This window comes from Bacillus sp. CIS52 (assembly GCF_053545315.1).
This window is the reverse complement of record NZ_JBIUFR010000004.1, coordinates 110,718-135,450: the sequence shown is the minus strand read 5'-3', so window position 1 is coordinate 135,450 and position 24,733 is coordinate 110,718. Positions and strand designations below refer to the sequence as shown.

At 48.5% G+C, this 24,733-nt stretch carries 22 protein-coding genes; 16 read left to right on the top strand and 6 right to left on the bottom strand.

Annotated elements, in window-relative coordinates; genetic code table 11:
- Positions 1 to 30: 30 nt before the first annotated feature.
- From rfbF to ACH32G_RS15140, 5 genes are read left to right on the top strand one after another with little or no spacing between them, the layout of a single operon-like run.
- Positions 31 to 795, top strand: a complete 765-nt coding sequence (gene rfbF / locus ACH32G_RS15160; RefSeq protein ID WP_045927123.1) for a glucose-1-phosphate cytidylyltransferase — start codon at positions 31 to 33, stop codon at positions 793 to 795.
- Between the two features lie 6 nt (positions 796 to 801).
- A complete protein-coding gene (locus ACH32G_RS15155; RefSeq protein ID WP_045927122.1) occupies positions 802 to 1,770 on the top strand; it encodes a GDP-mannose 4,6-dehydratase in 969 nt (322 codons plus the stop codon).
- Positions 1,771 to 1,792: 22 nt separating this feature from the next.
- Positions 1,793 to 2,704 (top strand): putative nucleotide-diphospho-sugar transferase, encoded by a 912-nt coding sequence (locus tag ACH32G_RS15150; RefSeq protein WP_342007459.1) that lies wholly within the window; start codon positions 1,793 to 1,795, stop codon positions 2,702 to 2,704.
- Between the two features lie 27 nt (positions 2,705 to 2,731).
- On the top strand, positions 2,732 to 3,892 hold the full coding sequence (locus ACH32G_RS15145) for a glycosyltransferase family 2 protein (RefSeq protein WP_049628071.1): 1,161 nt from the start codon (positions 2,732 to 2,734) through the stop codon (positions 3,890 to 3,892).
- 15 nt (positions 3,893 to 3,907) lie between these two features.
- A complete protein-coding gene (locus ACH32G_RS15140; protein ID WP_198698500.1) occupies positions 3,908 to 4,846 on the top strand; it encodes a putative nucleotide-diphospho-sugar transferase in 939 nt (312 codons plus the stop codon).
- 28 nt (positions 4,847 to 4,874) lie between these two features.
- On the opposite strand, the gene ACH32G_RS15135 is transcribed toward ACH32G_RS15140, so the two are convergent.
- Together ACH32G_RS15135 and ACH32G_RS15130 are read right to left on the bottom strand one after the other, a co-directional pair.
- Positions 4,875 to 6,104 carry an MFS transporter gene (locus tag ACH32G_RS15135; RefSeq protein WP_448814522.1) on the bottom strand — a complete coding sequence of 410 codons (1,230 nt, stop codon included), beginning with the start codon at positions 6,102 to 6,104 and terminating at the stop codon, positions 4,875 to 4,877.
- A 116-nt stretch (positions 6,105 to 6,220) separates the two neighbouring features.
- On the bottom strand, positions 6,221 to 7,606 hold the full coding sequence (locus ACH32G_RS15130) for an amino acid permease (RefSeq protein ID WP_064778016.1): 1,386 nt from the start codon (positions 7,604 to 7,606) through the stop codon (positions 6,221 to 6,223).
- Positions 7,607 to 7,850: 244 nt separating this feature from the next.
- Between ACH32G_RS15130 and ACH32G_RS15125 the strand changes: the two genes are divergently transcribed.
- The 3 genes from ACH32G_RS15125 (at position 7,851) to ACH32G_RS15115 (ending at position 11,205) form a co-directional block, all read left to right on the top strand.
- Positions 7,851 to 9,308 carry an aldehyde dehydrogenase family protein gene (locus tag ACH32G_RS15125; protein WP_366971629.1) on the top strand — a complete coding sequence of 486 codons (1,458 nt, stop codon included), beginning with the start codon at positions 7,851 to 7,853 and terminating at the stop codon, positions 9,306 to 9,308.
- A 15-nt stretch (positions 9,309 to 9,323) separates the two neighbouring features.
- A complete protein-coding gene (locus ACH32G_RS15120; RefSeq protein WP_448814521.1) occupies positions 9,324 to 10,178 on the top strand; it encodes a methyl-accepting chemotaxis protein in 855 nt (284 codons plus the stop codon).
- A 127-nt stretch (positions 10,179 to 10,305) separates the two neighbouring features.
- Positions 10,306 to 11,205, top strand: a complete 900-nt coding sequence (locus tag ACH32G_RS15115) for an SDR family oxidoreductase (RefSeq protein ID WP_032858503.1) — start codon at positions 10,306 to 10,308, stop codon at positions 11,203 to 11,205.
- A gap of 46 nt (positions 11,206 to 11,251) precedes the next feature.
- On the opposite strand, the gene ACH32G_RS15110 is transcribed toward ACH32G_RS15115, so the two are convergent.
- Positions 11,252 to 12,319 (bottom strand): tetratricopeptide repeat-containing glycosyltransferase family 2 protein, encoded by a 1,068-nt coding sequence (locus ACH32G_RS15110; RefSeq protein WP_198698524.1) that lies wholly within the window; start codon positions 12,317 to 12,319, stop codon positions 11,252 to 11,254.
- 158 nt (positions 12,320 to 12,477) lie between these two features.
- Between ACH32G_RS15110 and ACH32G_RS15105 the strand changes: the two genes are divergently transcribed.
- From ACH32G_RS15105 to ACH32G_RS15095, 3 genes are all read left to right on the top strand, one after another.
- On the top strand, positions 12,478 to 14,367 hold the full coding sequence (locus ACH32G_RS15105) for an ABC-F family ATP-binding cassette domain-containing protein (protein ID WP_188154818.1): 1,890 nt from the start codon (positions 12,478 to 12,480) through the stop codon (positions 14,365 to 14,367).
- Between the two features lie 179 nt (positions 14,368 to 14,546).
- The gene (locus ACH32G_RS15100) at positions 14,547 to 14,969 is read left to right on the top strand and encodes a MerR family transcriptional regulator (protein WP_049628076.1); all 423 of its coding nucleotides are present in this window, start codon (positions 14,547 to 14,549) and stop codon (positions 14,967 to 14,969) included.
- Between the two features lie 63 nt (positions 14,970 to 15,032).
- Complete coding sequence (locus ACH32G_RS15095; protein ID WP_016936972.1) at positions 15,033 to 16,217, top strand: MFS transporter; 1,185 nt, start codon at positions 15,033 to 15,035, stop codon at positions 16,215 to 16,217.
- A gap of 43 nt (positions 16,218 to 16,260) precedes the next feature.
- Here ACH32G_RS15095 and ACH32G_RS15090 read toward each other — a convergent pair whose 3' ends face one another.
- Entirely contained in the window at positions 16,261 to 17,817 is a 1,557-nt protein-coding gene (locus ACH32G_RS15090) for an ABC-F family ATP-binding cassette domain-containing protein (RefSeq protein ID WP_045927113.1), read from the bottom strand.
- Between the two features lie 170 nt (positions 17,818 to 17,987).
- On the opposite strand from ACH32G_RS15090, the gene ACH32G_RS15085 reads away from it, so the two are divergent.
- Entirely contained in the window at positions 17,988 to 19,118 is a 1,131-nt protein-coding gene (locus tag ACH32G_RS15085) for a DEAD/DEAH box helicase (protein ID WP_095242008.1), read from the top strand.
- A gap of 72 nt (positions 19,119 to 19,190) precedes the next feature.
- Positions 19,191 to 19,637, top strand: a complete 447-nt coding sequence (locus ACH32G_RS15080) for a GNAT family N-acetyltransferase (RefSeq protein WP_188154817.1) — start codon at positions 19,191 to 19,193, stop codon at positions 19,635 to 19,637.
- A 53-nt stretch (positions 19,638 to 19,690) separates the two neighbouring features.
- Here the strand turns inward: ACH32G_RS15080 and ACH32G_RS15075 are convergent, their stop codons facing one another.
- Together ACH32G_RS15075 and ACH32G_RS15070 are read right to left on the bottom strand one after the other, a co-directional pair.
- The gene (locus tag ACH32G_RS15075) at positions 19,691 to 20,710 is read right to left on the bottom strand and encodes an NADP-dependent oxidoreductase (protein ID WP_095242010.1); all 1,020 of its coding nucleotides are present in this window, start codon (positions 20,708 to 20,710) and stop codon (positions 19,691 to 19,693) included.
- A 114-nt stretch (positions 20,711 to 20,824) separates the two neighbouring features.
- On the bottom strand, positions 20,825 to 21,175 hold the full coding sequence (locus tag ACH32G_RS15070; protein WP_064778009.1) for a DUF3212 family protein: 351 nt from the start codon (positions 21,173 to 21,175) through the stop codon (positions 20,825 to 20,827).
- A 191-nt stretch (positions 21,176 to 21,366) separates the two neighbouring features.
- On the opposite strand from ACH32G_RS15070, the gene ACH32G_RS15065 reads away from it, so the two are divergent.
- From ACH32G_RS15065 to ACH32G_RS15055, 3 genes are all read left to right on the top strand, one after another.
- Positions 21,367 to 21,714, top strand: coding sequence for a general stress protein (locus ACH32G_RS15065; RefSeq protein WP_016936978.1), 348 nt, complete (start codon positions 21,367 to 21,369; stop codon positions 21,712 to 21,714).
- Positions 21,715 to 21,876: 162 nt separating this feature from the next.
- Complete coding sequence (locus tag ACH32G_RS15060) at positions 21,877 to 23,142, top strand: pectate lyase family protein (RefSeq protein WP_045927109.1); 1,266 nt, start codon at positions 21,877 to 21,879, stop codon at positions 23,140 to 23,142.
- Between the two features lie 117 nt (positions 23,143 to 23,259).
- The gene (locus ACH32G_RS15055) at positions 23,260 to 24,696 is read left to right on the top strand and encodes an anion permease (RefSeq protein ID WP_007408966.1); all 1,437 of its coding nucleotides are present in this window, start codon (positions 23,260 to 23,262) and stop codon (positions 24,694 to 24,696) included.
- The last annotated feature ends 37 nt before the right edge of the window (positions 24,697 to 24,733 follow it).

Below are 24,733 nucleotides of genomic sequence, written 5' to 3'. Positions count from 1 at the left end.
ATCCAATATTCACAGAGAAGAGGGGTAGAGATGAAAGCAGTCATTCTCTGCGGCGGAAAAGGAACGAGAATGAGCGAAATCACCAATGAACGTCCCAAACCGCTCGCCATGATAGGCGGAAAACCGATTCTATGGCATATTATGAAACTCTATCAATACTATGGCGTGAACGAATTTATCCTGCTTCTTGGTTTCAAAGGAGAGATGATTAAGGAATATTTCTTAGATTATGACTGGAAGAATCACAGTATGACGCTTGACAGCTCTACCGGAGAAGTGCGGATATTGGGAAAATCCGAGCCGTGGAAAATCACTTTTTTAGACACGGGGGAACACACGCAGACAGCGGGGCGGCTTTTACAGGCAAAGGACATCATCGGTGATGAAACCTTTCTCATGACATACGGAGACGGACTGGCCAACATCAACCTGTTTCATCTGATCAGCTATCATCAATCAAAAGGGGCTGCGGCAACCGTCACCGGTATTGAAAAGACCTCGCAATTCGGGACGCTGACGGTCGAAGACGGCATGGCGAAAAGCTTTTCTGAAAAAACCTCGAGTGACGGCATCATCAACGGCGGATTCTTCGTGCTCAGCCCGAAGGTATTTGATTATCTGCCGAAAGACAGCGATGTCATGTTTGAAGAAGAACCGCTGAAGGAGCTGGCGAAGGACGGCGAATTGGCGGTATATCGGCATTACGGTTTCTGGACGGCGATCGATACGTATAAAAACCTGTTGGAAATCAACAAGATGTGGGATCAAGGACAACATGTATGGAAGGTATGGTGATCAAGTTTGAGTTTCTGGAAAAATAAAAATGTGTTTGTGACGGGATGTACAGGTCTTTTAGGAAGCTGCTTGGTAAAGGAACTGATCGATCAGGGGGCCAATGTGACAGGACTTGTCCGTGACACTGTGCCCAAATCTAATCTGTATCAGGGAGAACAAGTGAAGCAAATGAATATCGTGCAGGGCGCTCTTGAAGATCTGGATGTGATTGAGCGGGCGCTGGGCGAATATGAAATCGACACGGTCTTTCATTTAGCAGCGCAGGCGATCGTCGGCGTCGCAAACCGCAATCCGATTTCCACATTTGAAGCCAATATTCTCGGCACATGGAACATCCTTGAAGCGTGCCGCCGGCATCCGCTCATCAAGCGGGTGATCGTCGCCTCCAGTGATAAAGCATACGGCGACCAGCCGGCACTGCCGTATGATGAAAACATGCCTCTTCAGGGCAAACATCCGTATGATGTGTCAAAAAGCTGTGCCGATCTGATAAGCCACACATATTTTAATACGTACGGCCTTCCGGTTTGTATTACGCGCTGCGGCAACTTGTACGGCGGCGGGGATTTGAATTTCAACCGGATTATCCCGCAGACGATTCAGCTCGTGCTGAACGGTGAAGCGCCGGAAATCCGCAGCGACGGCACATTTATCCGTGATTATTTTTACATTGAGGATGCGGTCGAGGCGTACCTTTTGCTGGCGGAAAAGATGGAGGAGCTCAATCTTGCGGGAGAAGCGTTCAACTTCAGCAATGAGATTCAGCTGACGGTGCTGGAACTTGTAGAAAAAATTCTTAAGGCCATGGACAGTGACTTGAAGCCGAAGGTGCTCAACCAGGGGAGCCACGAAATCAAGCATCAATATTTGTCGGCGGAAAAGGCGAGAAAGCTTCTGAACTGGACACCCGCGCATACCATTGATGAAGGGTTGGAAAAAACGATCGAATGGTATAAAGCCTTTTTTCAAAAGTAACAGAAACAGAGGTGATAAAGACGTGACAAGCGCATATTGCACAGTTTTATCAAAAGGAAGGCTGTATCAGGCCATCGCTTTATTCGGCTCATTGAAAGAGGTTCAGGCGGACGCCCCCATTTTTACTTTGTGTATGGATCAAGACACCTATGACGTGCTTCAGGCAATGCATCCGGATAATGTCACCCTGATTCCGGTGTCTGCACTGGAAAATGAGGAGCTCCTTGAATTGAAGCGGACGAGAGACCAGAGCGAATACTGCTGGACGGTGAAGCCGGTATTTCTCGAATTCGTGCTGGACGGACATCCGGACTTAGAGCGTGTCACGTACATTGATGCCGATTTGTTTTTTTTCGCTGATCCGCGCCCGATTTTTGAAAATCAGCCGGATTGTTCGGTGCTTCTGTCACGGGGCGATATCGTCATCCCCTCATTTAAAAAACAGGAAATTGACATGCTGCAGCGCCTTTTAGGCCGGTATAATTCCGGTTTTCTCAGCTTCAAAAACGACCGGGCCGGCACAGATTGTCTCAGATGGTGGAAAGAACGCTGCCTTGAAGAATGCAAAAATGCGCCGGGGGAAGGAAAATTCGGAGATCAGGGCTACTTGGATTACATGTCTGATCTATTCCCGAATGTGTGTGACATCACAACGCCCGGTGTGAATATCGGCCATTGGAATTACGGCCGGCACACATTTTCATGGAAGGACGGGCGTCTTGTGCTCGAAGACGGGAGTCCGCTGATTTTCTATCATTTCAGCGGATACCGGATCATCACAGCCGGCGACATTCGGCAGATTCACGAGAAGACCCGGACCGACCTGCCGTTTGTCCATCAGCTTTACAAAGACATTCTGAAGCAGGTGATCGGGACGGTCAGCGCCGTCTGCCCGGAGTTCAGCGGCTTCGCATCTGAGGATGATAACAAATAAATGATTATATACAGGAAGTGAACAAAAGTGAAGGCAAGCGTCATAGTTCCCGCATATAATTCCAGGGAGCGGCTTTATAACAGCCTGCTGTCCCTGAATGAACAGGAATGCACAGAGCCGTTCGAAGTGATTGTGGCTGACAATGGTTCGGAAGACGGAACCTTATCCATGCTCGAATCATTCAGCGCGAATTTTCCGCTGATTTTTGTGAGAATTAAAGAAAACAGAGGAATCGCTTACGGCCGGAATCAGGCGGTCCGCAATGCCAGAGGCGATATTTTGATTTTCCATGACAGTGACATGCTTGCCGAAAAGGATTTGGTGGCAAAGCATATCAAGGCTCATGAGAACCGGGACGATCTTGTCGTATGCGGTATGTTCTGGAAGCGACTGTACAGCTTTTATTATGACCGTTTTGAAAAAGAGCACAAGGAAAAGCTCGCCGAACTGTATGAAGAGCTGCCGGGCGATAAAGAGCCGCTTCTTGATGAAAGTGCCATCAGAGACGGAAGCTTTCTCGCCCAATGCTTTGACTTAGATACCGATTTTATCCGTGTGCTGAAAAGCATTTTGGAAAAATACGGAGACGACTTGAAAGGCTACCGTCTGCCGTGGCGATTTTTCATTACGAACAATTCATCAGTCAAACGGCAGCACGTGGCAGATCTCGGTCTGTTTGATGAGGGCATTGTCAGATACGGTTTTGAAGATTATGATCTCGGCATCAGGCTTCACCAGTCGGGCTTGTCGTTTCAGCTGCGGCGCGATATCATGAGCGTCCATCAGGAGCATCCGAGCAACTGTGCTTCCGTTGATGACATCAGGGCGAATATCGCGTACATGTGCGACAAGTACAATGACATCCATTCGCTTGACGTGCACCTCGCGTTTAACGGCCCGTTTGACGCGGAGTTAACCAACAGCATTATGGCAGACATTGAAGTGCTGCTTGATTATGAGAAATATGAAAGCCTGCTGTACATCTTTCTTGAGCTGATGCACGCAGTTAAAGACCGCAACCTCGATCCGGACTGGAGGACGAAAAGCCCGCGTATCACGGCGAACAGTTTTCATCTGCCGGAGGCCCAAAAGCTTTTGTCAAAAGCGGAAAAAAAGCTGGGCGTTACGCACTTTGCAAGAGCGTTCAAAGCGCTGTTTGCTGATTTACTGCATGTGGATCTTAAATAAATTGGATGTGATATGGTGAGTAAATATCATTTTTCAACCATTGTTTCAAGAACGCATATCTTTAAACTGATGCCGATGATTCATTCTCTCCATGAGCATTGCCGTGATTTTCATCTGTATGTGCTGTGTGTCGACAAGAAGGCGTATGAACTGCTTCAGCAGGTGCCGTGGGAGCATGTCACGGCGGTTCAGCTCCATGAAATGGAAGATCCGGAGCTGCTTGAAGCAAAGGGCGGGCGGACGTTTCATGAATATTGCTGGACGCTGAAGCCGGCATTTCTGTTTCATGTGATGACGGAGTATGATGAAGCCGAATATTTTGCCCATTTGGACACCGATCTCTTTTTCTTCTCAGATGCGGGCGAGCTGTTTGCGGAAAAGCCGGATGCTTCTCTTTTCCTGACGGATCACCGCAATTCAGAACGGTTTGCGTCTTATTACAAGCTGACCGGGCAGTACAACACCGGGTTTGTCGGCGCGCGGAATACCGAGGAGGCGTATCGGGCGGTCTGGCAGTGGAGACAGGATTGCATCTCCTATTGTACGGTGGAGATGAATGAAGAAAAAAAGACATACGGTGACCAAAGGTATGTTGAAAAGTGGCCCGCGCAGTTTGAGCACGTCCATGTCACGGAGTCGATCGGCGCGAATGCCGCGCTGTGGAATATTGAGCAATACGAAGTCAGCCAGCGTGACGGGGCTGTATATGTCAATGACACCCCGCTGATTTTTTATCATTTTTCAGGCTTTACGCTCGTCACGGAGAACGAATTCAATCTCTGCTGGTACTATCACATTGATGACGAGGCGACAGTCAATATGATTTACGTGCCGTACATCAAAAACATAAAAAAATGGATTGATGAAATTCAAAAGGCGTTTCCCGATTTCAGAGACGGGTTTATTCCGAGATATGCGGTTCCTGACACTCATTTTTATACGGTTGAAACATAAAATCCCTGCCGAAAAGGCAGGGATTTTTCTATGAATGCCATTCTTTTAATGTTTTGTCGCTCGGCAGGACAAACGCGAGCAGTCCTAAAACGGGCAGAAAGGCGACGGCTGTCATGGTCGGCGTCAATCCCGCGGAATCAATGAGGGCGCCGAGCGCAACGGCTCCGATCGCGCCCATTCCGAAGGCGAGCCCGACCGTAAGCCCTGACATCGTGCCGATTTTACCCGGGACGAGCTCCTGCGCGTAGACAACGGTCACAGAAAAGCTGGACATCAGGACAACGCCGATCAGCGCCAGTACGCCATAGGCGATGACAGGCCCCGCAAACGGAAGGAAAATCGTCAAGGGAGCAGATGCCATCATTGATACGATAATGACGTTCCGCTTTCCGAAACGGTCTGCCAGCGGCCCGCCGAGAAACGTTCCGACAGCCCCGAAGAATAAAAAGACGAAGATGTAGCTCTGTGCCTGCTGAATGCTGACATGATAGGCATTCATCGCATAGAACGTATAAAAGTTGCCGATCGCGCTCACATACCAGGAACGCGCGAAAATCAGGAAGATAATCATGATAAGGGCAAGAATAATCGGCTTTGTAATCACGGTCTCCACAGCGGCAGCCGGTGATTTTTTACTTGCGGCGCGCAAATGAATCAGGCGGCCTTTATACCATTTGGCGATATAAATGAGAAACAGCACAGCAATTGCGGCGACAAGCGTAAACCAGACAGAGCCGAATTGACCGAGCGGAACGAGAATCAGCGCGGTAATCAGGGGCGCCATCGCCTGGCCGGTATTTCCGCCGACTTGGTAAATCGATTGCGCCAAGCCGCGCTTTTCGCCGGCGGCCATGTAAGCGACACGCGATCCTTCAGGATGAAAGACGGCGGAGCCAAGGCCGATAAAAAATACGCAGCATAAAATCGTCAGAAAAGACGGGGCGAACGCGAGCCCTAAAATGCCGAGCATGCTTGCGGTGAGTCCGAGCGGCAGGGCATACGGCATCGGGCGTTTATCCGTATACCAGCCGATGACGGGCTGCATTACGGAAGACACCATATTCAGCGTAAAGGCGATCATTCCGAGCTGTGTAAAGGTAAGACTCATGGAACGTTCCAAAATAGGAAACATCGCCGGAATCACCGCTTGCAGTGAATCGTTCAGCAAATGACAAATCCCGATAATCAATAAAATGGAATACATGGTTGCATCGGGACGATGGACAGGTTTTTCTTTCATCGGTGCGGCAATTGCCAAAGTGATTCTCCTCCTTTTATGTAAGCAAAGCATACACCATATTATTCATAAGGTGAATGAATGATCAAGAGCAAAAAAGGCTCTTCTTTCTCAAATCGAAAAAAGAGCCTCCCTTTTTATTTGTTTAATAAACTGTGTTTTCGCGAATAAACCATATAAACGACGATCCCGGCGGCGATCCAGATGACAAAGGAAAGCCATGTCACGCCGGGCAGGCTGCTTGCGAGATAGAGGCATAAGCATGCGCTGATGATCGGCACAAAAGGAACGAAAGGAACACGGAAGGAAGATTTGATCTCCGGATGTTTCTTTCTTAAAACGATGACGGCGATCGCGATGACCGTAAAGGCCGCCAAGGTTCCCATGTTGACGAGATGCGCCAAGGTTCCCAGATCAATCAAACCGGCGATCCCGGCGGCAACGATCCCCGTCACCCAGGTGTTTTGAAACGGTGTTTTAAAACGCGGATGCACCTTGGAAAATACGCGGGGCAAAAGACCGTCTCTGCTCATCGCAAATGTGAGACGCACCTGAGCGTACAGCAGAGCAAGCATGACTGTTGTAATCCCGATAATCGCGCCGACGGAAATAATGCCCGCGATTTTGTTCTGGCCGACAAATTGGAGCGCGAATGATACCGGATCTCCGACATTTAATTTAGTGTACGAAAGCATTCCCGTCAGAACGAGCGACACGGTAATGTAAAGGATGGTGCAGATGGCGAGCGCGCCGATAATCCCGATCGGCATTGATTTCTGCGGGTTCTTCACTTCTTCCGATGCGTTTGACACGGCATCAAATCCGAGATACGCGAAGAAAACGGTCGCGGCGCTCGTGATGACGCCTTTCATTCCGAACGGCATAAACGGCGACCAGTTTTCCGGTTTCACGTAGCCGAATCCGACGACGATAAACAGCAAAATGATCGCAATTTTCATCAAAACAATGACATTATTAAAGCGGGTGCTTTCTTTCACGCCTCTTGAAACAATCGCGGTAATCACCAAAATAATAATAACGGCCGGCAGATTGAGCACAGCGCCCGCTTTGCTCCCGGGTGCGGCGGTCAGCGCCTCCGGAAGATGCATCCCGAAGCCCGCAAGAAGCGACTGGAAATACGATGACCAGCCGGTTGCGACGGCGGAGAGCGCAATGACATATTCAAGCATTAAGTCCCATCCGATTAAAAACGCGAGGCATTCTCCGAGAGTGACATAGGAGTACGTATATACGCTGCCTGAAATCGGAATGGATGAAGAAAATTCCGCATAACAAAACGCTGCGAGCGCGCAGGCAAGGCCCGCGAGCACAAACGACAGAATCAAAGCCGGTCCTGCCCCTGTTGCGGCCACGGTCCCGGTAATCACAAAAATCCCCGTGCCGACAACACAGCCGATTCCGAGTAAAACCAAGTCAAAAGCGCTTAACGAGCGGGCCAGACCGGCCTGTTTGCTCTGGGCCTTTAAGTCGGCGATCGGCTTTTTCCGAAATAATAAAGACATATGAGTCCTCCTGAAAATTCATAATATTCATATCATTATATACACTGACGTTTGTATTATATTGTCGAAATTTCGCACAGTCAATTAAAGAATTTTCCACTTTAAAAGGAAAAAGCTCAAAAGCGTCGATGTGCGGAAGGAACAGTAATTTTATTGTGAAATAGTTCAATTTTCTCACGTTAAGACCGATACAAAAAATGACTCATCAACTATTTTCAAGTTTCGGTGAAAGGGAGATGTTTACATGTTTCAATATGAAGAACTAAATAAGCAGTTTATCGGCGGCCGATGGAGGGATGGGAGCAGCCGGAACGTATTGGAAAACAGAAATCCTTATACTCAGAAAGTCATCACCTCATTCCGAAAAGCGACGCCTGATGACGTGGATGCGGCGTATCGCGCCGCAGCTCTTGCGAAACAAGAATGGGACAAAGTCAATCCTTTTAAAAAGCGGGCCATTTTGGAAAAAGCCGTATCTTTCATCGAAGAGCACGAAGAAGCGATCATTTACTTAATCATGGAGGAGCTTGGCGGAACAAGGCTGAAGGCTGAGTTTGAAATCGGACTTGTCAAAAATATGATAAAAGAAGCCGCAACATTTCCGGTGCGGATGGAAGGGAAAATTCTCCCGTCCACGATTGACGGAAAAGAAAACAGGCTGTACAGAATACCAGCCGGCGTCGTCGGTGTCATCAGCCCGTTTAATTTCCCGTTTTTCCTTTCGGTGAAATCAGTTGCGCCGGCACTCGGAGCGGGCAACGGCGTTGTGCTGAAGCCTCATGAAGAAACACCGATCTGCGGCGGAACACTGATTGCGAAGATTTTTGAAGCGGCCGGCGTACCGGACGGGCTGCTGAATGTCATCGTGACGGATATCGGGGAGATCGGCGACAGTTTTGTTGAGCATCCCGTGCCGCGGATTATCTCATTTACGGGTTCAACCGGAGTGGGCAGCTATATCGGACAGCTTGCGGTCAAGCACTTTAAAAAACCGCTCTTGGAGCTTGGCGGAAACAGCGCGCTGATCGTGCTTGAGGACGCTGATCTCGAATACGCCGTCAATGCCGCCGTATTCAGCCGGTTTACGCATCAGGGCCAGATCTGCATGTCGGCGAACCGCGTGCTCGTTCACACATCTGTATATGACAAATTCACAGAGCTTTACGAAGCGAAAGTGTCATCGCTGAAAGTCGGCGATCCGATGGACCCTGATACGGTGATCGGGCCTTTAATCAATGAGAAACAGGTGGAAGGTCTGAAACGGTCCGTTGAAAAAGCGATAGAAGAGGGAGCGGTTCCGGTGCTTTCCGGCCGATTCAGCAAAACGGTAGCTGAACCCGTCATCTTAAAAGATGTAAAGCCTGAGATGAGTATCGCAAAAGAGGAACTGTTCGGTCCGGCCGTCTGCATTATGCCGTTTGAAACGGAGGATGAAGCGGTAAGCATCGCAAACGCGACACCGTTCGGTTTAAGCGGAGCCGTGCATACGGCAAACGTTGAGCGCGGCGTTGAGTTTGCTAAGCGGATCGAAACCGGCATGATTCACGTCAACGATACGACCATTAATGATGAACCGAATGTCGCGTTCGGCGGCGAGAAGCAATCAGGTCTCGGCAGGCTGAACGGCGAATGGAGCCTGGAAGAATTCACTACGCTGAAATGGATTTCGGTTCAGCATGAAAAACGGCAATTCCCATATTAAGAAGGAGTGAAAGAAATGAGTATACAGACGGAACAGCAAACGCACAGCCTGCTTGACGCTTTTGTCAAAGTTGCGCCTTTTTTAAACAGCCTGATCCAAGATGACATCACCATCGGGATTTATGATACAGAAAAATTAATCGTGAATATTCCGGCTAAAACGTTTTCTCTTAACGTAAAGCCGGGAGACCCGCTCCAAAAAGGGGACATCATTACAGACGCGATACGCATGAATCAGAAGAAGACAAGCATGGTGCCGAAAGAGCTGTTCGGATTTCCGCTGATCGCCAGAGCGATTCCGCTTCACAATGAAAACGGAAAAGTCATCGGCGGCGTCGGTCTCGGCACGAGCCTTGAAAAATCAGCCAAGCTTCATGATGTCGCTGAAAGCCTGTCCGCCGTCGTGGAACAGACCGCTTCAGCCATCGCGGATATTTCAGAATCCATCAGCGGCTTTTCAGCACAGATGACCGGGATTTCCGCTCAGGCGAAACAAGTCAGTGAAAGCGCGGGAGAAATTGCCGACATTTCCGTCACTGTCAAGGGCATCTCAGATCAAAGCAATCTGCTCGGTTTGAATGCGGCCATTGAAGCCGCGAGAGCTGGAGAATCCGGCAAGGGCTTTTCCGTGGTGGCGGATGAGATCCGCAAACTTGCCACTCATTCAAAAGACAACGTCGGACAAATTGACCAGATTACGAAAAAAATCCACAGCCTGCTGAAAGGGCTGGAGGACTCTATTGAATCCATCAACCAGAACACAGACGGCCAAGCGGCGGCGGTTGAACAAATTTCTGCCACGATGCAGGAGATTTCAGGAAGCGCCCAGCATTTAGCGAAAATGGCTGAAAACGTGCTCGGGGATTCATAAAAAAGGGGAGCTTACGGGCTCCTTTTTTGTTTTCGTTTATCAATCGGAAACTGCACTTACACGTTTGATCCGTCATGCTCAGGGGTACACATACGAATACATCACCAATGATAAAGGAGAGTTTTGTATGTCTGATGCAAATCTGCACAACCCGCTGACGAAATATGATCATGATGAATTTCCAAAACAATATCAAGAACCGCCCGGTTTGCAGAAAGAGATGAAGCCTGTGCCGGACTGCGGCGAAACAAGCTATAAAGGAGCAGGCAAGCTGAAGGGAAGAAAAGCCCTCGTCACCGGCGGCGATTCGGGGATCGGACGGGCTGCTGCGATTGCTTATGCCCGGGAAGGGGCGGATGTGGCCATTAACTATCTGCCTGAGGAACAGCCGGATGCCGAAGAAGTGAAAGCATTAATTGAAAAAGAAGGAAGAAAAGCCGTTCTCCTCCCCGGAGATTTAAGCGATGAAGCGTTTTGCGGAGAATTGGCGGAAAAAGCGTATCAAGAGCTTGGCGGTCTTGACACGCTCGCTCTTGTCGCCGGCAAACAGCAGGCAGTGGATGATATCAGCGATCTTGCCACAGAACAAATCTATCAAACATTCGAAGTTAATGTTTTCTCACTGTATTGGCTCGTCAAAGCGGCGCTTCCGTATCTGCCGGAAGGCGCGTCTATTATCACCACAACTTCTGTCGAAGGGTACAATCCAAGTCCGATGCTGTTGGATTATGCCGCGACAAAACATGCCATTATCGGCTTTACCGTTGGCTTAGGAAAGCAGCTGGCGAATAAAGGAATCAGAGTCAACTCTGTAGCGCCGGGGCCGATCTGGACGCCGCTTCAGATTTCCGGAGGACAGCCCGGTGAAAACATTCCGAAATTCGGCAAGGAAACACCGGCCGTGCCATTACAGCGTGCCGGCCAGCCCGCGGAGCTTGCAGGGATTTATGTCTTTTTGGCATCAGAAGAATCGAGCTATGTGACATCCCAGATCTACAGTGTCAGCGGAGGTATTCCGACGGCGTAATGAATAAGGAGCTGCCCTCTTACAGGGGGCAGCTCTTTTTTCGATGTTATGTGCCGAGCACGTTTTGATTATACAGTACGCTCGGATGTGACGGGTGATAGGAGGCGGCTTTGTCGTTATGAATCTTCGCTTTTTCTCTGTCGCCGAGCTGCCAGTGGCAGACGCAGAGCTGCAGATGAGGATACCAGGTGGAATATTCGAGCTGGGTAAAGCCTGAATCGCTGTATGTGGCGGATAGGGCGAGCTCATACCAAAACACGCCCTGCCGGTATTGCCGTTTCTCCGTAAAATAGTCGCCGAGCCTGCAGCAAAACTCCGGCCGCGGACAATCAATCAAAAATGATTTTAAGAGCGACGTCATGGCGGCCTCTTCATGGCCGACCGCCCTGTAGCAATCGAATAGGTATTGGCACGTTCTGATCTCGTCTTCGATCCAGCACTGTTTAGTGGAAAGAAAATGGTGATAATACGTAATGGCGCGCTGATACTGGCCGTGATCCTTTAATTCATTCGCGAAATAAAATAAATCGCGCGGTGTCATCGTTTCACTGTTTTCCGCCATTTTCTCGTAAATCCTCAGGTTGCGGTCTGAGGGAGGCGAGTGCTTTTTCTCGGATTTGCGGTGTGTGACGGCGATATCGGTTTCTATAATGTTTCCGTATACTTCCAGATACTCATGCACGGCTCCGATCCAGCGGAACCCTTTTTCCCGCTTGACGAGACGGTTGCGGCGGTATCTGAAGCTGACCTCTCCCCGATCATCAAAGCCGACGTGATAATACATGGATACCGCGTCCACCTCTTTTGAAAGCGACGCCTTCAGTTCAATCAGCTTTTCACGATCCTTTTCCGTCAGCAAATCGTCGGCGTCCAGCCACAGAATATATTCCATTTCCGCTTTCGAAAACGCAAAATTACGGGCGGCCGCAAAGTGATCGATCCATTCAAAATCATAAATCTTATCCGTATAACGGGCCGCGATTTCTTTCGTCCGGTCGGTCGACCCCGTATCAGCAATCACAATTTCATCCGCAATGTCTTTGACGGAATCAAGACAGCCCGCAAGCACTTCCTCTTCATTTTTCACGATAACGCATAAACTGATGCTGATCATGTCATCACCTCTTCACCTCCAGTGTATAAAAGGAGAGGCGGAAACATTCTTCGGACAAAATGATCGCTTCCAAGAAATTTGTCTGCCCTTTTACTAGTTTTATTCCAACGCCTGATTTAAAATGAACACATGAACTTACGTGAGGATTGATAGGAACCATGAGCATCATAAAAGCGGAAAATCTTTATAAAACATACGGAGAAAAGACATTATTCGACCATATCTCCTTTCATATTGAAGAGAATGAAAGAATCGGTTTAATCGGCCCGAACGGAACGGGGAAGTCCACGCTTCTGAAAACCATTGCCGGCCTTGAATCAACGGAGGAAGGCGAGATGACGGCTTCAGGAAACGTGCATATTGAGTTTTTGCATCAGGATCCCGATCTTCCTGCCGGACAAACCGTCCTTGAGCATATTTATTCCGGTGACTCAGCCGTTATGAGAACGATGCGGGAGTACGAAAAAGCGCTTCAGGAGCTGAATGAAGAGCCGGAAAATGAACAGCGCCAAAAGCACCTGCTTGATGCGCAGGCGAGAATGGATGCGAATGATGCGTGGGAAGCGAATACATTAGCCAAAACGGTTTTAACCAAGCTCGGTGTCACCGACTTGATGAAGGATGTCAGCGAGCTGTCCGGCGGCCAGAAAAAGCGCGTCGCGATTGCGAAAAACGTCATCCAGCCGGCTGACCTGCTTATTTTGGATGAACCGACAAACCATTTGGACAATGAAACGATTGAATGGCTGGAAGGCTACTTATCGCAATATCCCGGCGCCGTCATGCTTGTCACGCACGACAGGTATTTTCTGAACAGGGTGACGAACAGAATTTACGAGCTTGAGAGAGGCAGCCTTTATACGTATAAGGGAAACTATGAAGTATTCCTGGAAAAACGGGCCGAACGGGAAGCGCTGGCAGAGCAGAAAGAAACGAAACGTCAAAACCTCCTGCGCCGCGAATTGGCGTGGCTCAGAAGAGGGGCGAAAGCACGCTCGACGAAACAAAAAGCGAGAGTGGACAGAGCGGAGGCGCTCAAGGAGCAAAAAGGGCCGGCAGTCTCCGGATCGCTCGATTTCGCGATCGGTTCCCACCGTCTCGGAAAACAGGTGATAGAAGCGGAAAACGTCACCCTCACCTACGGCGGCCAAGCGCTGATCAGCCAATTTAACGAGCTTGTTATCCCGGGTGAAAGAATCGGCATCATCGGGCCGAACGGAATCGGGAAAACGACACTTTTAAACAGCCTCGCCGGCAGAATTCAGCCAGACAGCGGCCGCATCACCATCGGGCAGACGGTCAGGATCGGGTACTACACCCAGGACCACAGCGAAATGAACGGCGATATGAAAGTCATTGACTATATAAAAGAGACGGCTGAAATCGTCAAGACGGCGGAAGGTGATGTCATCACCGCGGAACAAATGCTTGAGCGCTTTCTGTTCCCGCGCCCGATGCAGCAGACATATATCAGAAAGCTGTCAGGCGGGGAAAAGCGCCGTCTGTACTTGCTGAATGTACTGATGCAGGAGCCGAATGTGCTGTTTTTAGATGAGCCGACCAATGATCTGGACACAGAAACATTAAGCGTGCTCGAAGATTATATCGAACAGTTTCCGGGCGTTGTCATTACCGTATCCCATGACCGCTATTTCCTTGACCGTGTCGTGGACCGCCTGATCGTATTTGAAGGACAAGGCGTCATTTCGCGTTTCCAAGGTTCGTACAGTGAATACATGGAATACGCAAAAGCGAAGAAGATTGCGGTAAAACAGCCGGCCGAAGAGAAAAAGGCGGAAGAAGAGCCGAAGAAAAAGCGCAAAAAGCTTTCGTACAAGGATCAGATCGAATGGGACGGCATCGAAGATAAAATCGCCGGCCTTGAAGAAAAGCATCAGCGTCTGGAAGCGGAAATCGCTGAAGCGGGAAGTGATTTCGGAAAGATTCAAGAACTGATGGCCGAACAGGCAAAAACGGCTGAAGAGCTTGAAGCGGCGATGGAGCGCTGGACCGAATTGTCACTGATGATCGAAGAACTTGAGAATTAAAAAAAGCCGGTACGGCCCAAAGAAAATGGCGGGTCATACCGGCTTTTTTTGTCATGAACAGATGCCCATTATGCGGTATGGATGTTTATCCAGTGAAAATTTCTTTTCAAAACTTCACGTTTACGTTAAGGTTCAAAAGGTGTATAATAGAAACAGAAACGACAAGAGGGGGATTCACCTTGGAATGGATGAAGATTGATCAAGTTGCCAAACGAAGCGGATTGACAAAACGAACCATTCGTTTTTACGAGGAGATTGGTTTGATTCCTGCTCCTAAACGGACAGAAGGCGGCGTCCGGCTTTACTCTGAAGATGATATGGAGGAGCTTGAAAAAGTCATCAGCACTAAAGAAGTGCTCGGTTTTTCCCTTCAGGAGCTTCAGCAGTTTATGGAGATGAGCCGTCAGCTGGAATTAAACAAAGAGGGGTACTTGTTGTCACTGGATCCGAAGGAACGGAAAGCAAAGCTGGAAGAGCTTCAGCACGCATTGAACCACCAGCTTGAGATGATTGATGAGAAGATCAGCACATTTCTGCACTTTAAAGAGCGCCTTAACGGAATGAAAGAAAAAGCTGACCGCGCCATTCAATCAATCGAATGATTTTGCTGTAAACGCTATGAAGATAGCGTTTCTTTTAATGGATTAAATAGGAGGTCTGATCAAATGGATACATCATCACAACAGAAAACAGGTTTATTCAGCCAGCCGAAAGCCGTTTGGGCGGTTGCGTTTGCCTGTGTGATTTCCTTTATGGGAATCGGACTCGTCGACCCGATACTTCCGGCGATTGCCGCACAATTACATGCTTCACCTAGTGAAGTATCTCTGCTATTTACAAGTTATTTGCTCGTTACCGGTTTTATGATGTTTTTCTCCGGCGCGATTTCCAGCCGGATCGGCGCCAAATGGACGCTGCTTCTCGGACTTATTTTTATCATCGTGTTTGCCGCCCTTGGCGGAAGCTCAAGTTCAATCGCTCAGCTTGTCGGCTATCGCGGCGGCTGGGGGCTTGGGAATGCTCTCTTTATTTCAACCGCGCTTGCTGTCATTGTCGGGGTATCTGTCGGCGGCAGCGCCAAAGCCATTATTTTGTATGAGGCCGCGCTCGGCTTGGGGATTTCCGTCGGGCCGCTTGCAGGCGGAGAGCTTGGCAGCATTTCATGGCGCGCTCCGTTCTTCGGAGTGTCTGTCCTGATGTTTATAGCGCTTTGCGCGATTTCACTCATGCTGCCGAAGCTGCCGAAACCGGCAAAACGCGTCGGTGTGTTTGATGCGATGAAGGCGCTCAAATATAAAGGCCTTTTAACGATGGCCGTATCGGCATTCTTATACAACTTTGGATTTTTTATTTTGCTTGCTTATTCTCCGTTCGTTCTGGATTTAGATGAACACGGTCTTGGATACGTCTTCTTCGGCTGGGGGTTATTGCTGGCAATTACGTCAGTCTTTACGGCTCCGCTCGTGCACAAAGCGCTGGGAACAGTGCGTTCGCTCGTCGTTCTCTTTATCGCCTTTGCGGTCATTCTCATCGTCATGGGGATTTGGACTGACCATCAGACGTTGATCATTACATGTATCGTTGTCGCCGGTGCCGTGCTCGGTATGGTGAATACGATCATGACAACCGCTGTGATGGGTTCTGCGCCGGTTGAACGTTCAATCGCGTCTTCAGCCTACAGCTCAGTCCGCTTTATCGGCGGTGCGCTCGCTCCGTGGATTGCGGGAATGCTGTCAGAACACTTCACCGCAAGCACGCCATATACAGTTGGCGGGCTCGTCGTTTTTGTCGGCATGCTTGTCCTTCTCATGGGACGCAAACATCTCGCCGGAATAAAAGCCGGACATTAAGAAAAAAAGGAACTTCCGCACAGGCGGGAGTTCCTTTTTGTGTTTACAGCACTTTCGTCGTCCAAGACTCGCAGTTCCATGTTTCTGTCGCGATATCCATGTAGAACTCCGGTTCGTGGGAAATGAGCAGAATGGAGCCTTTGTATTCTTTCAGTGCGCGTTTCAGCTCTTCTTTCGCATCGACATCCAGGTGGTTTGTCGGCTCGTCAAGCACGAGCAGGTTTGTTTCTGAATTGATCAGCTTGCACAGTCTGACCTTTGCTTTTTCTCCTCCGCTTAATACGGAGACGCGGCTTTCAATGTGTTTAGTGGTCAGGCCGCATTTGGCGAGGGCGGCGCGGATTTCGTACTGGGTAAAGGAAGGAAATTCGCTCCACACTTCTTCGATGCACGTATTGTTATTGGTTTCTTTTACTTCCTGCTCGAAATAGCCCGTGTATTGATGTTCGCCGCGCTCCACCGTGCCTTCCAGCGGCTGAATTTCACCGAGCAGGCTTTTTAACAGCGTCGTTTTCCCGATGCCGTTCGCGCCGTACAGGGCGACTTTTTGTCCGCGTTCCATTCTGAGGTTGAGCGGACGTGACAGCGGGGTATCGTAGCCGATGACTAAGTCCTTCGTTTCAAAAATCAACTTGCCTGACGTTCTCGCCGGCTTGAAATGGAATTCCGGTTTCGGTTTTTCAGCCGCCAGTTCAATCATATCCATCTTATCGAGTTTCTTTTGGCGGGACATCGCCATATTTCTCGTGCTGACCCGCGCTTTGTTGCGGGCGACGAAATCTTTCAGCTCAGCGACTTCCTGCTGCTGCTTTTTGTAGGCCGCTTCGAGCTGCTGTTTTTTCACTTCGTATACTTCCATAAACTGATGGTAGTCGCCGACATAACGCGTTAGCTCTTGATTTTCCACATGATAAATCAAATTGATCACGCTGTTTAAAAACGGAATGTCGTGAGAAATTAAGATGAACGCATTTTCATATTCCTGCAAATAGCGTTTCAGCCATTCAATATGCTGCTCATCAAGGTAGTTCGTCGGTTCGTCCAACAGGAGGATTTCCGGTTTTTCCAAAAGCAGCTTGGCGAGCAGCACTTTCGTCCGCTGTCCGCCGCTTAAGTCAGTGACGTCGCGGTCAAGGCCGACATCCTGCAGGCCGAGGCCGCGGGCGATTTCTTCAACTTTGCTGTCAATCACGTAGAAATCATTATTTGTCAGGGCGTCCTGAATGACACCGACATTTTCAAGCAGCTGCTCAAGCTCATCAGGGTCCGCTTCGCCCATTTTATTGTAAATCTCATTCATTTCTTCTTCCATCGCAAATAAGTAATGGAACGCATCTTTCAGCACGTCGCGGATCGTTTTGCCTTTTTCAAGCACGGTATGCTGATCGAGATAGCCGACGCGCACGTTTTTCGCCCATTCAACCTTTCCCTCATCAGGCTCAAGCTTTCCGGTAATAATATTCATAAACGTTGATTTACCTTCGCCGTTAGCTCCGATTAAGCCGACGTGCTCCCCTTTTAAAAGACGGAACGATACATTGTTAAAAAGCGCACGGTCACCGAAGCCGTGGCTTAAATCTTTTACGGATAAAATACTCATCATTACACCTCTATCGTTATCAGACACGCTTTTTTATCATGTGTCTTTCTCATTAATGATTATAAAGGAGGAGACCGTTTGTTAAAAGGCTTGGAAGGAAAAAGAAAATTGCGTTTGCCGCGTGCATTTGAGATACTATGGAGTAGATTTTAAGAATTGAGGAGAACGACATGACCCAAACATGGCCATTTTTACAGCATACACAACCATTTATCGCCGAAAACTGGAGAGCGTCAGGCTTTCAGAAGCCGACCGACATTCAGGAAAAAGCCGCTCAGGTGATCATGGAAGGGAAGGACGTCATCGCCGAATCCCCGACGGGAACGGGAAAAACATTGGCGTATACGCTTCCGGTTCTGGAGCGGATCAATCCGGAGCAAAAACATCCGCAAGTGATTATTTTAGCGCCGTCCCGCGAGCTTGTGATGCAGATTTTTCAGGTGATTCAGGATTGGACAAAAGGCTCCGATCTTCGCGCCTTGTCTTTGATCGGCGGAGCAAACGTGAAAAAGCAGGTGGAAAAGCTCAAAAATAAACCGCATATCATTGCAGGCACACCGGGCAGGGTGCTCGAATTGATTCAGGCGAAAAAGCTGAAAATGCATGAAGTCAAGACGATCGTTCTTGATGAAGCGGATCAGCTTGTGACAAAGGAACACCGCGAAACAATGAAAAAAATCATTAAAACGACGCTGAAAGACCGCCAGCTTTTAAGCTTTTCTGCTACGCTGCAGCCGGAGACAGAAGAGGTGCTGAAGGGCATTGCACAAGAACCGGCCGTTTTGAAAGTGGAGCGGAATACGGCGGAAAAAGCGCGCGTCACGCATCAATATCTCGTCTGCGATCAGCGGGATAAAGTGAAGCTATTGCAAAAGCTGTCACGGCTGAACGGCATGCAGGCGCTCGTGTTCGTCAGAGATATCGGAAATTTAAGCGTCTATGCGGAAAAACTCGCCTATCATCACGTGGATCTCGGCATCCTGCACGGAGAAGCGAAAAAAATGGAGCGGGCAAAGATATTATCAGCGTTTGAACGGGGAGAATTTCCGCTGCTTCTGGCGACTGACATAGCAGCGCGCGGACTTGATATCGACGATCTTCCGTACGTCATTCACGCAGACATCCCAAATGCAGACGGGTACATTCACAGATCAGGCCGGACGGGGCGGGCCGGTAAAGAAGGAACGGTACTCAGCCTTGTCACGCCGATGGAAGAATCCAAACTGAAAAAAATGGCCAAATCACTCGGAATTGAGCTGAAAGAGGCCGTTTATTCAGGCGGAAAATTATCTGAGAAATAAGAAACGGAGGGCGGGAAGCCCTTCGTTTTTTGTTGTAAAATAATAGAAAAGGTTCGCGCGGGGGATGGGAAGATGGTTTCAATAGACAGATTTCAAATATTGAAGGAACGTGAGCTGAAAATACTTGAGCACTGGTTTAAAAACGATAATATCAGACGGAGAATGGATGCGATGCTGCCATTAGATGCGTGGTATGCACGATTGAATGAAGATGAAGACGATACTGTCTTTATGGCATATGACGGGCAGCTGCCGGCTGGCATAGTCTCTATAGAGTTTGTGGAGGAACGGGCGTATATCGGATTGATCGTCAATCCTTTGTACCAGCTTCAAGGGTACGGAAAACGGATATTGCAAAAACTCCTGACTGACCCTGGGTTTACCAGTGTGCGGGAATGGGCGGCAAGCATCGAAAAAGACAATCAAATGAGTTTAGCCTGCTTTCAAGCAGCGGGATTCACTTTGGAAGATACGGAGCCGGATGAAGACGGCTTCCTGACTTTGATTCTTCGCAGCTGATCCGAAAAAGCAGAAAAGGAGGGAACAAAGCCCTCCTTTTTTTCATCATCATGTTAACTTGGATCACTGACTTTGATGATCTGTTTGCCTTTGTTTTCTCCTTTAAACAAACCGAGGAACGCGTCAGGAATATGGCTGAATCCTTCCGTAATCGTTTCTTCATAATGAAGCTTCCCGTCTTTGAGCCATTCAGCCAATTGTTTCGCGCCTTCGGAAAAGCGGTCAGCATAATCACCGACGATGAACCCTTGCATCAGCGCTTTTGTTTTGATCAGTTTCGGCTGTACGCGGGGGCCCATGTCTTCCTCTTCACTTTCGGTATTGTATGAAGAGATCGCTCCGCATACCGGAATGCGGGCGAATTCATTCAGCAGGTTTATCACCGCATCTGAAATCGGTCCGCCGACATTGTCAAAATAGACATCGACGCCGTCAGGGCATGCCTGTTCAAGCGCTTTTTGAATATCATCCGCCGTTTTGTAATTAATGGCTTCATCAAATTGAAGCTCCTCTTTCAGATACGCGATTTTTTCGTCAGAACCGGCGATGCCGACAACCCGCGCGCCTTTGATTTTGGCAATCTGCCCGACCGTTGAGCCGACGGCGCCCGCAGCCCCTGAAACGACGACGGTTTCGCCTTTTTTCGGACGGCCGATATCAAGCAGCCCGAAGTAAGCGGTCAGTCCGGTCATCCCTAAAATGCCGAGATACGCCGAGGCGGGTGCGATATCCGTGTCCAGTTTGCGGAGGGCGGACTCATTCACTGCTGAGTATTCCTGCCATGAGAGATTCCCGATCACGATATCGCCTTTTTTCAGCTTATTGCCGTCTGTGAGAACCTCGGCAATCACTCCGCCTGTTATGGCTTCATCTAAAGCGAACGGCTCGACATATGATTTTGTATCCTGCATTCGTCCGCGCATGTACGGATCAACGGACACATAATTTGTTTTTACAAGCACTTCACCGTCTTGCGGCTCGGGAACGGCAATCGTTTCAAAGCGGAAATCGTCATGGACGGGAACGCCTTTAGGGCGTCTCGCTAATTGAATCTGCTGCTGATTTTTCGGCATGATGCATCCTCCTTCAACATGAGTGTTTGTTTCAAATGTAACACGAACCATTTCCCGAATACAAAATCAAACCGTCCGCCGGCAACAAAAAAAAGAAGGGCACGGGCCCCTCATTTAATAGAACAACCGGAACATCTCCGTGTTTTTCTCATGTTCCAAATATTCATAGGCATTTGTTTTAGAAGAATGAAGCATGTCGGCGGTAATGACGGGCTGAAGCGCGGTCAGATAAGTACCCAGCGTATTCTCAATTTCTTTCGGCAGAACGGATTCGATATCACCGATATTGATAATAATAGAGAAAACGTAATCGATATTAATATGAAAGGTATCTTCAGCAAAGGCCGTAAGCTCTTTTATTCCGTCCGGGCAGCGGGTATGCCGGCGGAATACCTGTTTCACTAAATCACTGACAACCCAAGCGTTAAATCGCTGTTCCGGTGAAAAATAATGAATAGGAACCACCTCCCTGCGTGATCGGCTCTTGAAAATTTTTATTTTTCTGATAAAAGTAGCTTCTCCTACTGTAACATGTCCCGGAAGAAAATATCCACCGACAATCTGCCCGATTTTTCACTGAACGCTCTTTCTTTTGTTTGGCACTTGGTGAAGCGGGTAAATACACAATATACAAAAACAAAAGGGAGGACTTATCAATGAAACCGGTAGTAAGAGAGTATACAAACGATCAAAAACTGATGCAGGACGTAAAAGAGCTTCAGCAAATGGGTGTCGCAAAAGAAGATGTATACGTGCTTTCTCATGATGACGACAGAACGGAACGACTGGCCGACAATACGGATGTCAATACCATCGGAGCAAAAGAAACGGGCATTAAACACGCGGTCGGCAATATGTTTAATAAAAAGGGCGACGAGCTCCGCAACAAAATTCACGAAATCGGCTTTTCAGAAGAGGAAGCATCACAATTTGAAAAGCGCTTAGATGAAGGAAAAGTTCTTCTGTTTGTCACGGATAACGAAAAAGTAAAATCATGGGCGTAAGCCGATCAGGTCCCAAGGGATTTCGGTCCCTTGGGATTTTTTTGCGGATTCCGCAATAAAACCGAAAGACACAATCAGTACATTTTCGGTGCTGTTTCTTAATTGATTTGATACAATTCGTTTGTAATAAATTGGAATATCAAATCAGGAGGAGCACCATTTATGAAAAAAATGTTACTGATGCTGGCGGTTTGTTTATGGATGATTCCTGCGGGTGTCCATGCCGCTGACCTTGGCCGGCAGACGTTAGGAGCAAATGACGGCTGGGGAGCCGCTTCCGGCGGGACAACCGGCGGCGCGAAAGCCTCTTCATCGAATGTATACACCGTATCAAACAGACAGCAGCTCGTTTCTGCATTAGGTGGAAGCGCCAACAGCACGCCGAAGATTATTTACATACAAGGCACAATCAATATGAATACCGACGACCGCAATAAAACGCTCGGCTTTCATGATTATAAAGATCCGGCATATGATCTCAACGCCTATTTGAAGGCGTACGACCCGGATAAATGGGGGAAAAAAGCACCGTCAGGCACCCAGGAAGACGCCAGACAGCGATCCCAAAAAAAACAGAAAGCGCGGATCGTGATTGATATCCCCTCAAACACAACGATCATCGGGTCAGGCTCAAACGCCAAAGTGACAGGCGGAAATTTTAATATCAAGAACGGCGTCGACAACGTCATCATCCGCAACATCGAATTTCAAGACGCTTACGACTATTTTCCGCAATGGGACCCGACTGACGGCAGCAGCGGCAACTGGAACTCGGAATATGACAATATCACCATTAACGGCGCGACGCACATCTGGATCGACCATTGCACCTTTAATGACGGATCGAATCCCGACAGCGGTTTTCCCTACTATTACGGGAGAAAATATCAGCACCATGACGGCCAGACGGATATAGCCAACGGGGCGAATTATATTACATTATCTTATAATAAATATCATGACCATGATAAAGGCTCCGTCATCGGAAACAGCGACAGCAAGACGTCGGATGAAGGAAAACTGAAGGTGACCCTTCACCATAACTATTACCAGAACATCGTCCAGCGCGCCCCGCGGGTCCGGTACGGGCAGGTTCATATTTATAATAATTTTTACGCAGGCTCGAAAAGCGCCGCGTACCCGTTCAGTTATGCATGGGGCGCAGGACATGCGTCAAAAATATATGCGCAGAATAATGTTTTTGAGGTGCCGGGCCTGGCTGCCGATAAGGTCATCAGCGTCTTCAGCGGCGGAAAAGCGCTTCATGAAGAGGGCACTCTTTTAAACGGCGCTGCCATTAACGCGTCAGCCGCCAACGGATTAAGTCAGTCTGTCGGCTGGACACCGGCATTGCACGGCTCTATCGGCTCATCCGCAAATGTAAAACCGGATGTTATATCTAAAGCCGGTTCGGGTACGTTAAAATAAGAAACACAAAGGAATATTTTCCTTTGTGTTTTTTAATTAACAAAAACGTTTATTAACTTAGTTAAGTAGTAAAATGGGATGGGGGATGGAAGACAACAAAATAGGAGGAGACCTGTAATGGCTTCAGAAAAAGACGCAAAAAAACAGCAGGCGGTAAAAATCATTCCTTTGCTTATTACTGTTGCTGTGGGATTAATCATTTGGTTTATTCCCGCGCCGTCCGGACTTGAACCTAAAGCATGGCATTTGTTCGCTATTTTTGTCGCAACAATTATCGGCTTTATCTCCAAGCCCTTGCCAATGGGCGCAATTGCAATTTTTGCATTGGCAGTCACCGCGTTAACGGGAACGCTTTCTATTGAAAATACGTTAAGCGGATTTGGAAACAAGACAATCTGGCTGATTGTCATCGCCTTTTTTATTTCCCGGGGATTTATCAAAACCGGGCTCGGCGCCAGGATTTCTTACGTATTCGTACAACGGTTCGGGAAGAAAACACTCGGCCTTTCTTATTCACTGCTTTTCAGTGATTTAATTTTATCACCTGCCATTCCGAGTAACACGGCACGGGCGGGCGGCATTATTTTTCCTATTATCAGATCATTATCCGAAACTTTCGGATCAACGCCGGCAGACGGAACAGAGCGGAAAATCGGCGCTTTCTTATTAAAGACCGGTTTCCAAGGAAACTTGATTACGTCTGCGATGTTTTTGACGGCAATGGCGGCGAACCCGCTGATCGCCAAGCTGGCCCATGATGTCGCAGGGGTGGACATCACATGGACAAGCTGGGCAATCGCGGCCATTGTCCCGGGATTGGCGAGCTTAATCATTACACCGCTCGTCATTTATAAACTGTATCCGCCGGAAATTAAAGAAACACCGGATGCGGCTAAAATCGCAACGGAAAAATTGAAAGAAATGGGTCCGTTTAAAAAATCCGAGCTCTCCATGGTCATCGTCTTTTTATTGGTGCTTGCGCTGTGGATTTTCGGAGGAAGCTTAAATATCGACGCAACGACGACGGCCCTGATCGGATTATCCGTTTTGCTTTTGTCACAGGTATTAACATGGGAGGACATCAAAAAGGAACAAGGTGCGTGGGATACACTGACTTGGTTCGCGGCGCTTGTGATGCTGGCGAATTTCCTGAATGAACTCGGCATGGTGTCTTGGTTCAGTAATATGATGAAATCCTCTGTTTCCGGTTTTTCATGGATTGTGGCATTTATGATTCTGATCGTTGTGTATTATTACACCCATTACTTCTTTGCGAGCGCAACCGCGCATATCAGCGCCATGTATGCGGCATTTCTCGCCGTCATTGTGGCGGCAGGCGCTCCGCCGCTATTGGCGGCGCTCAGCCTGGCGTTTTTCAGCAACCTTTTCGGTTCGACGACGCATTACGGCTCAGGAGCGGCTCCGGTCTTTTTTGGAGCGGGCTATATTTCGCAAAGCAAATGGTGGTCCATCGGTTTTATCCTGTCAATCGTCCATATTGTGACATGGCTTGTGATCGGCGGATTATGGTGGAAAGTATTAGGTTTATGGTAGAAGAAAAAAGGCAGACTCAGGTCTGCCTTTTTTTGTT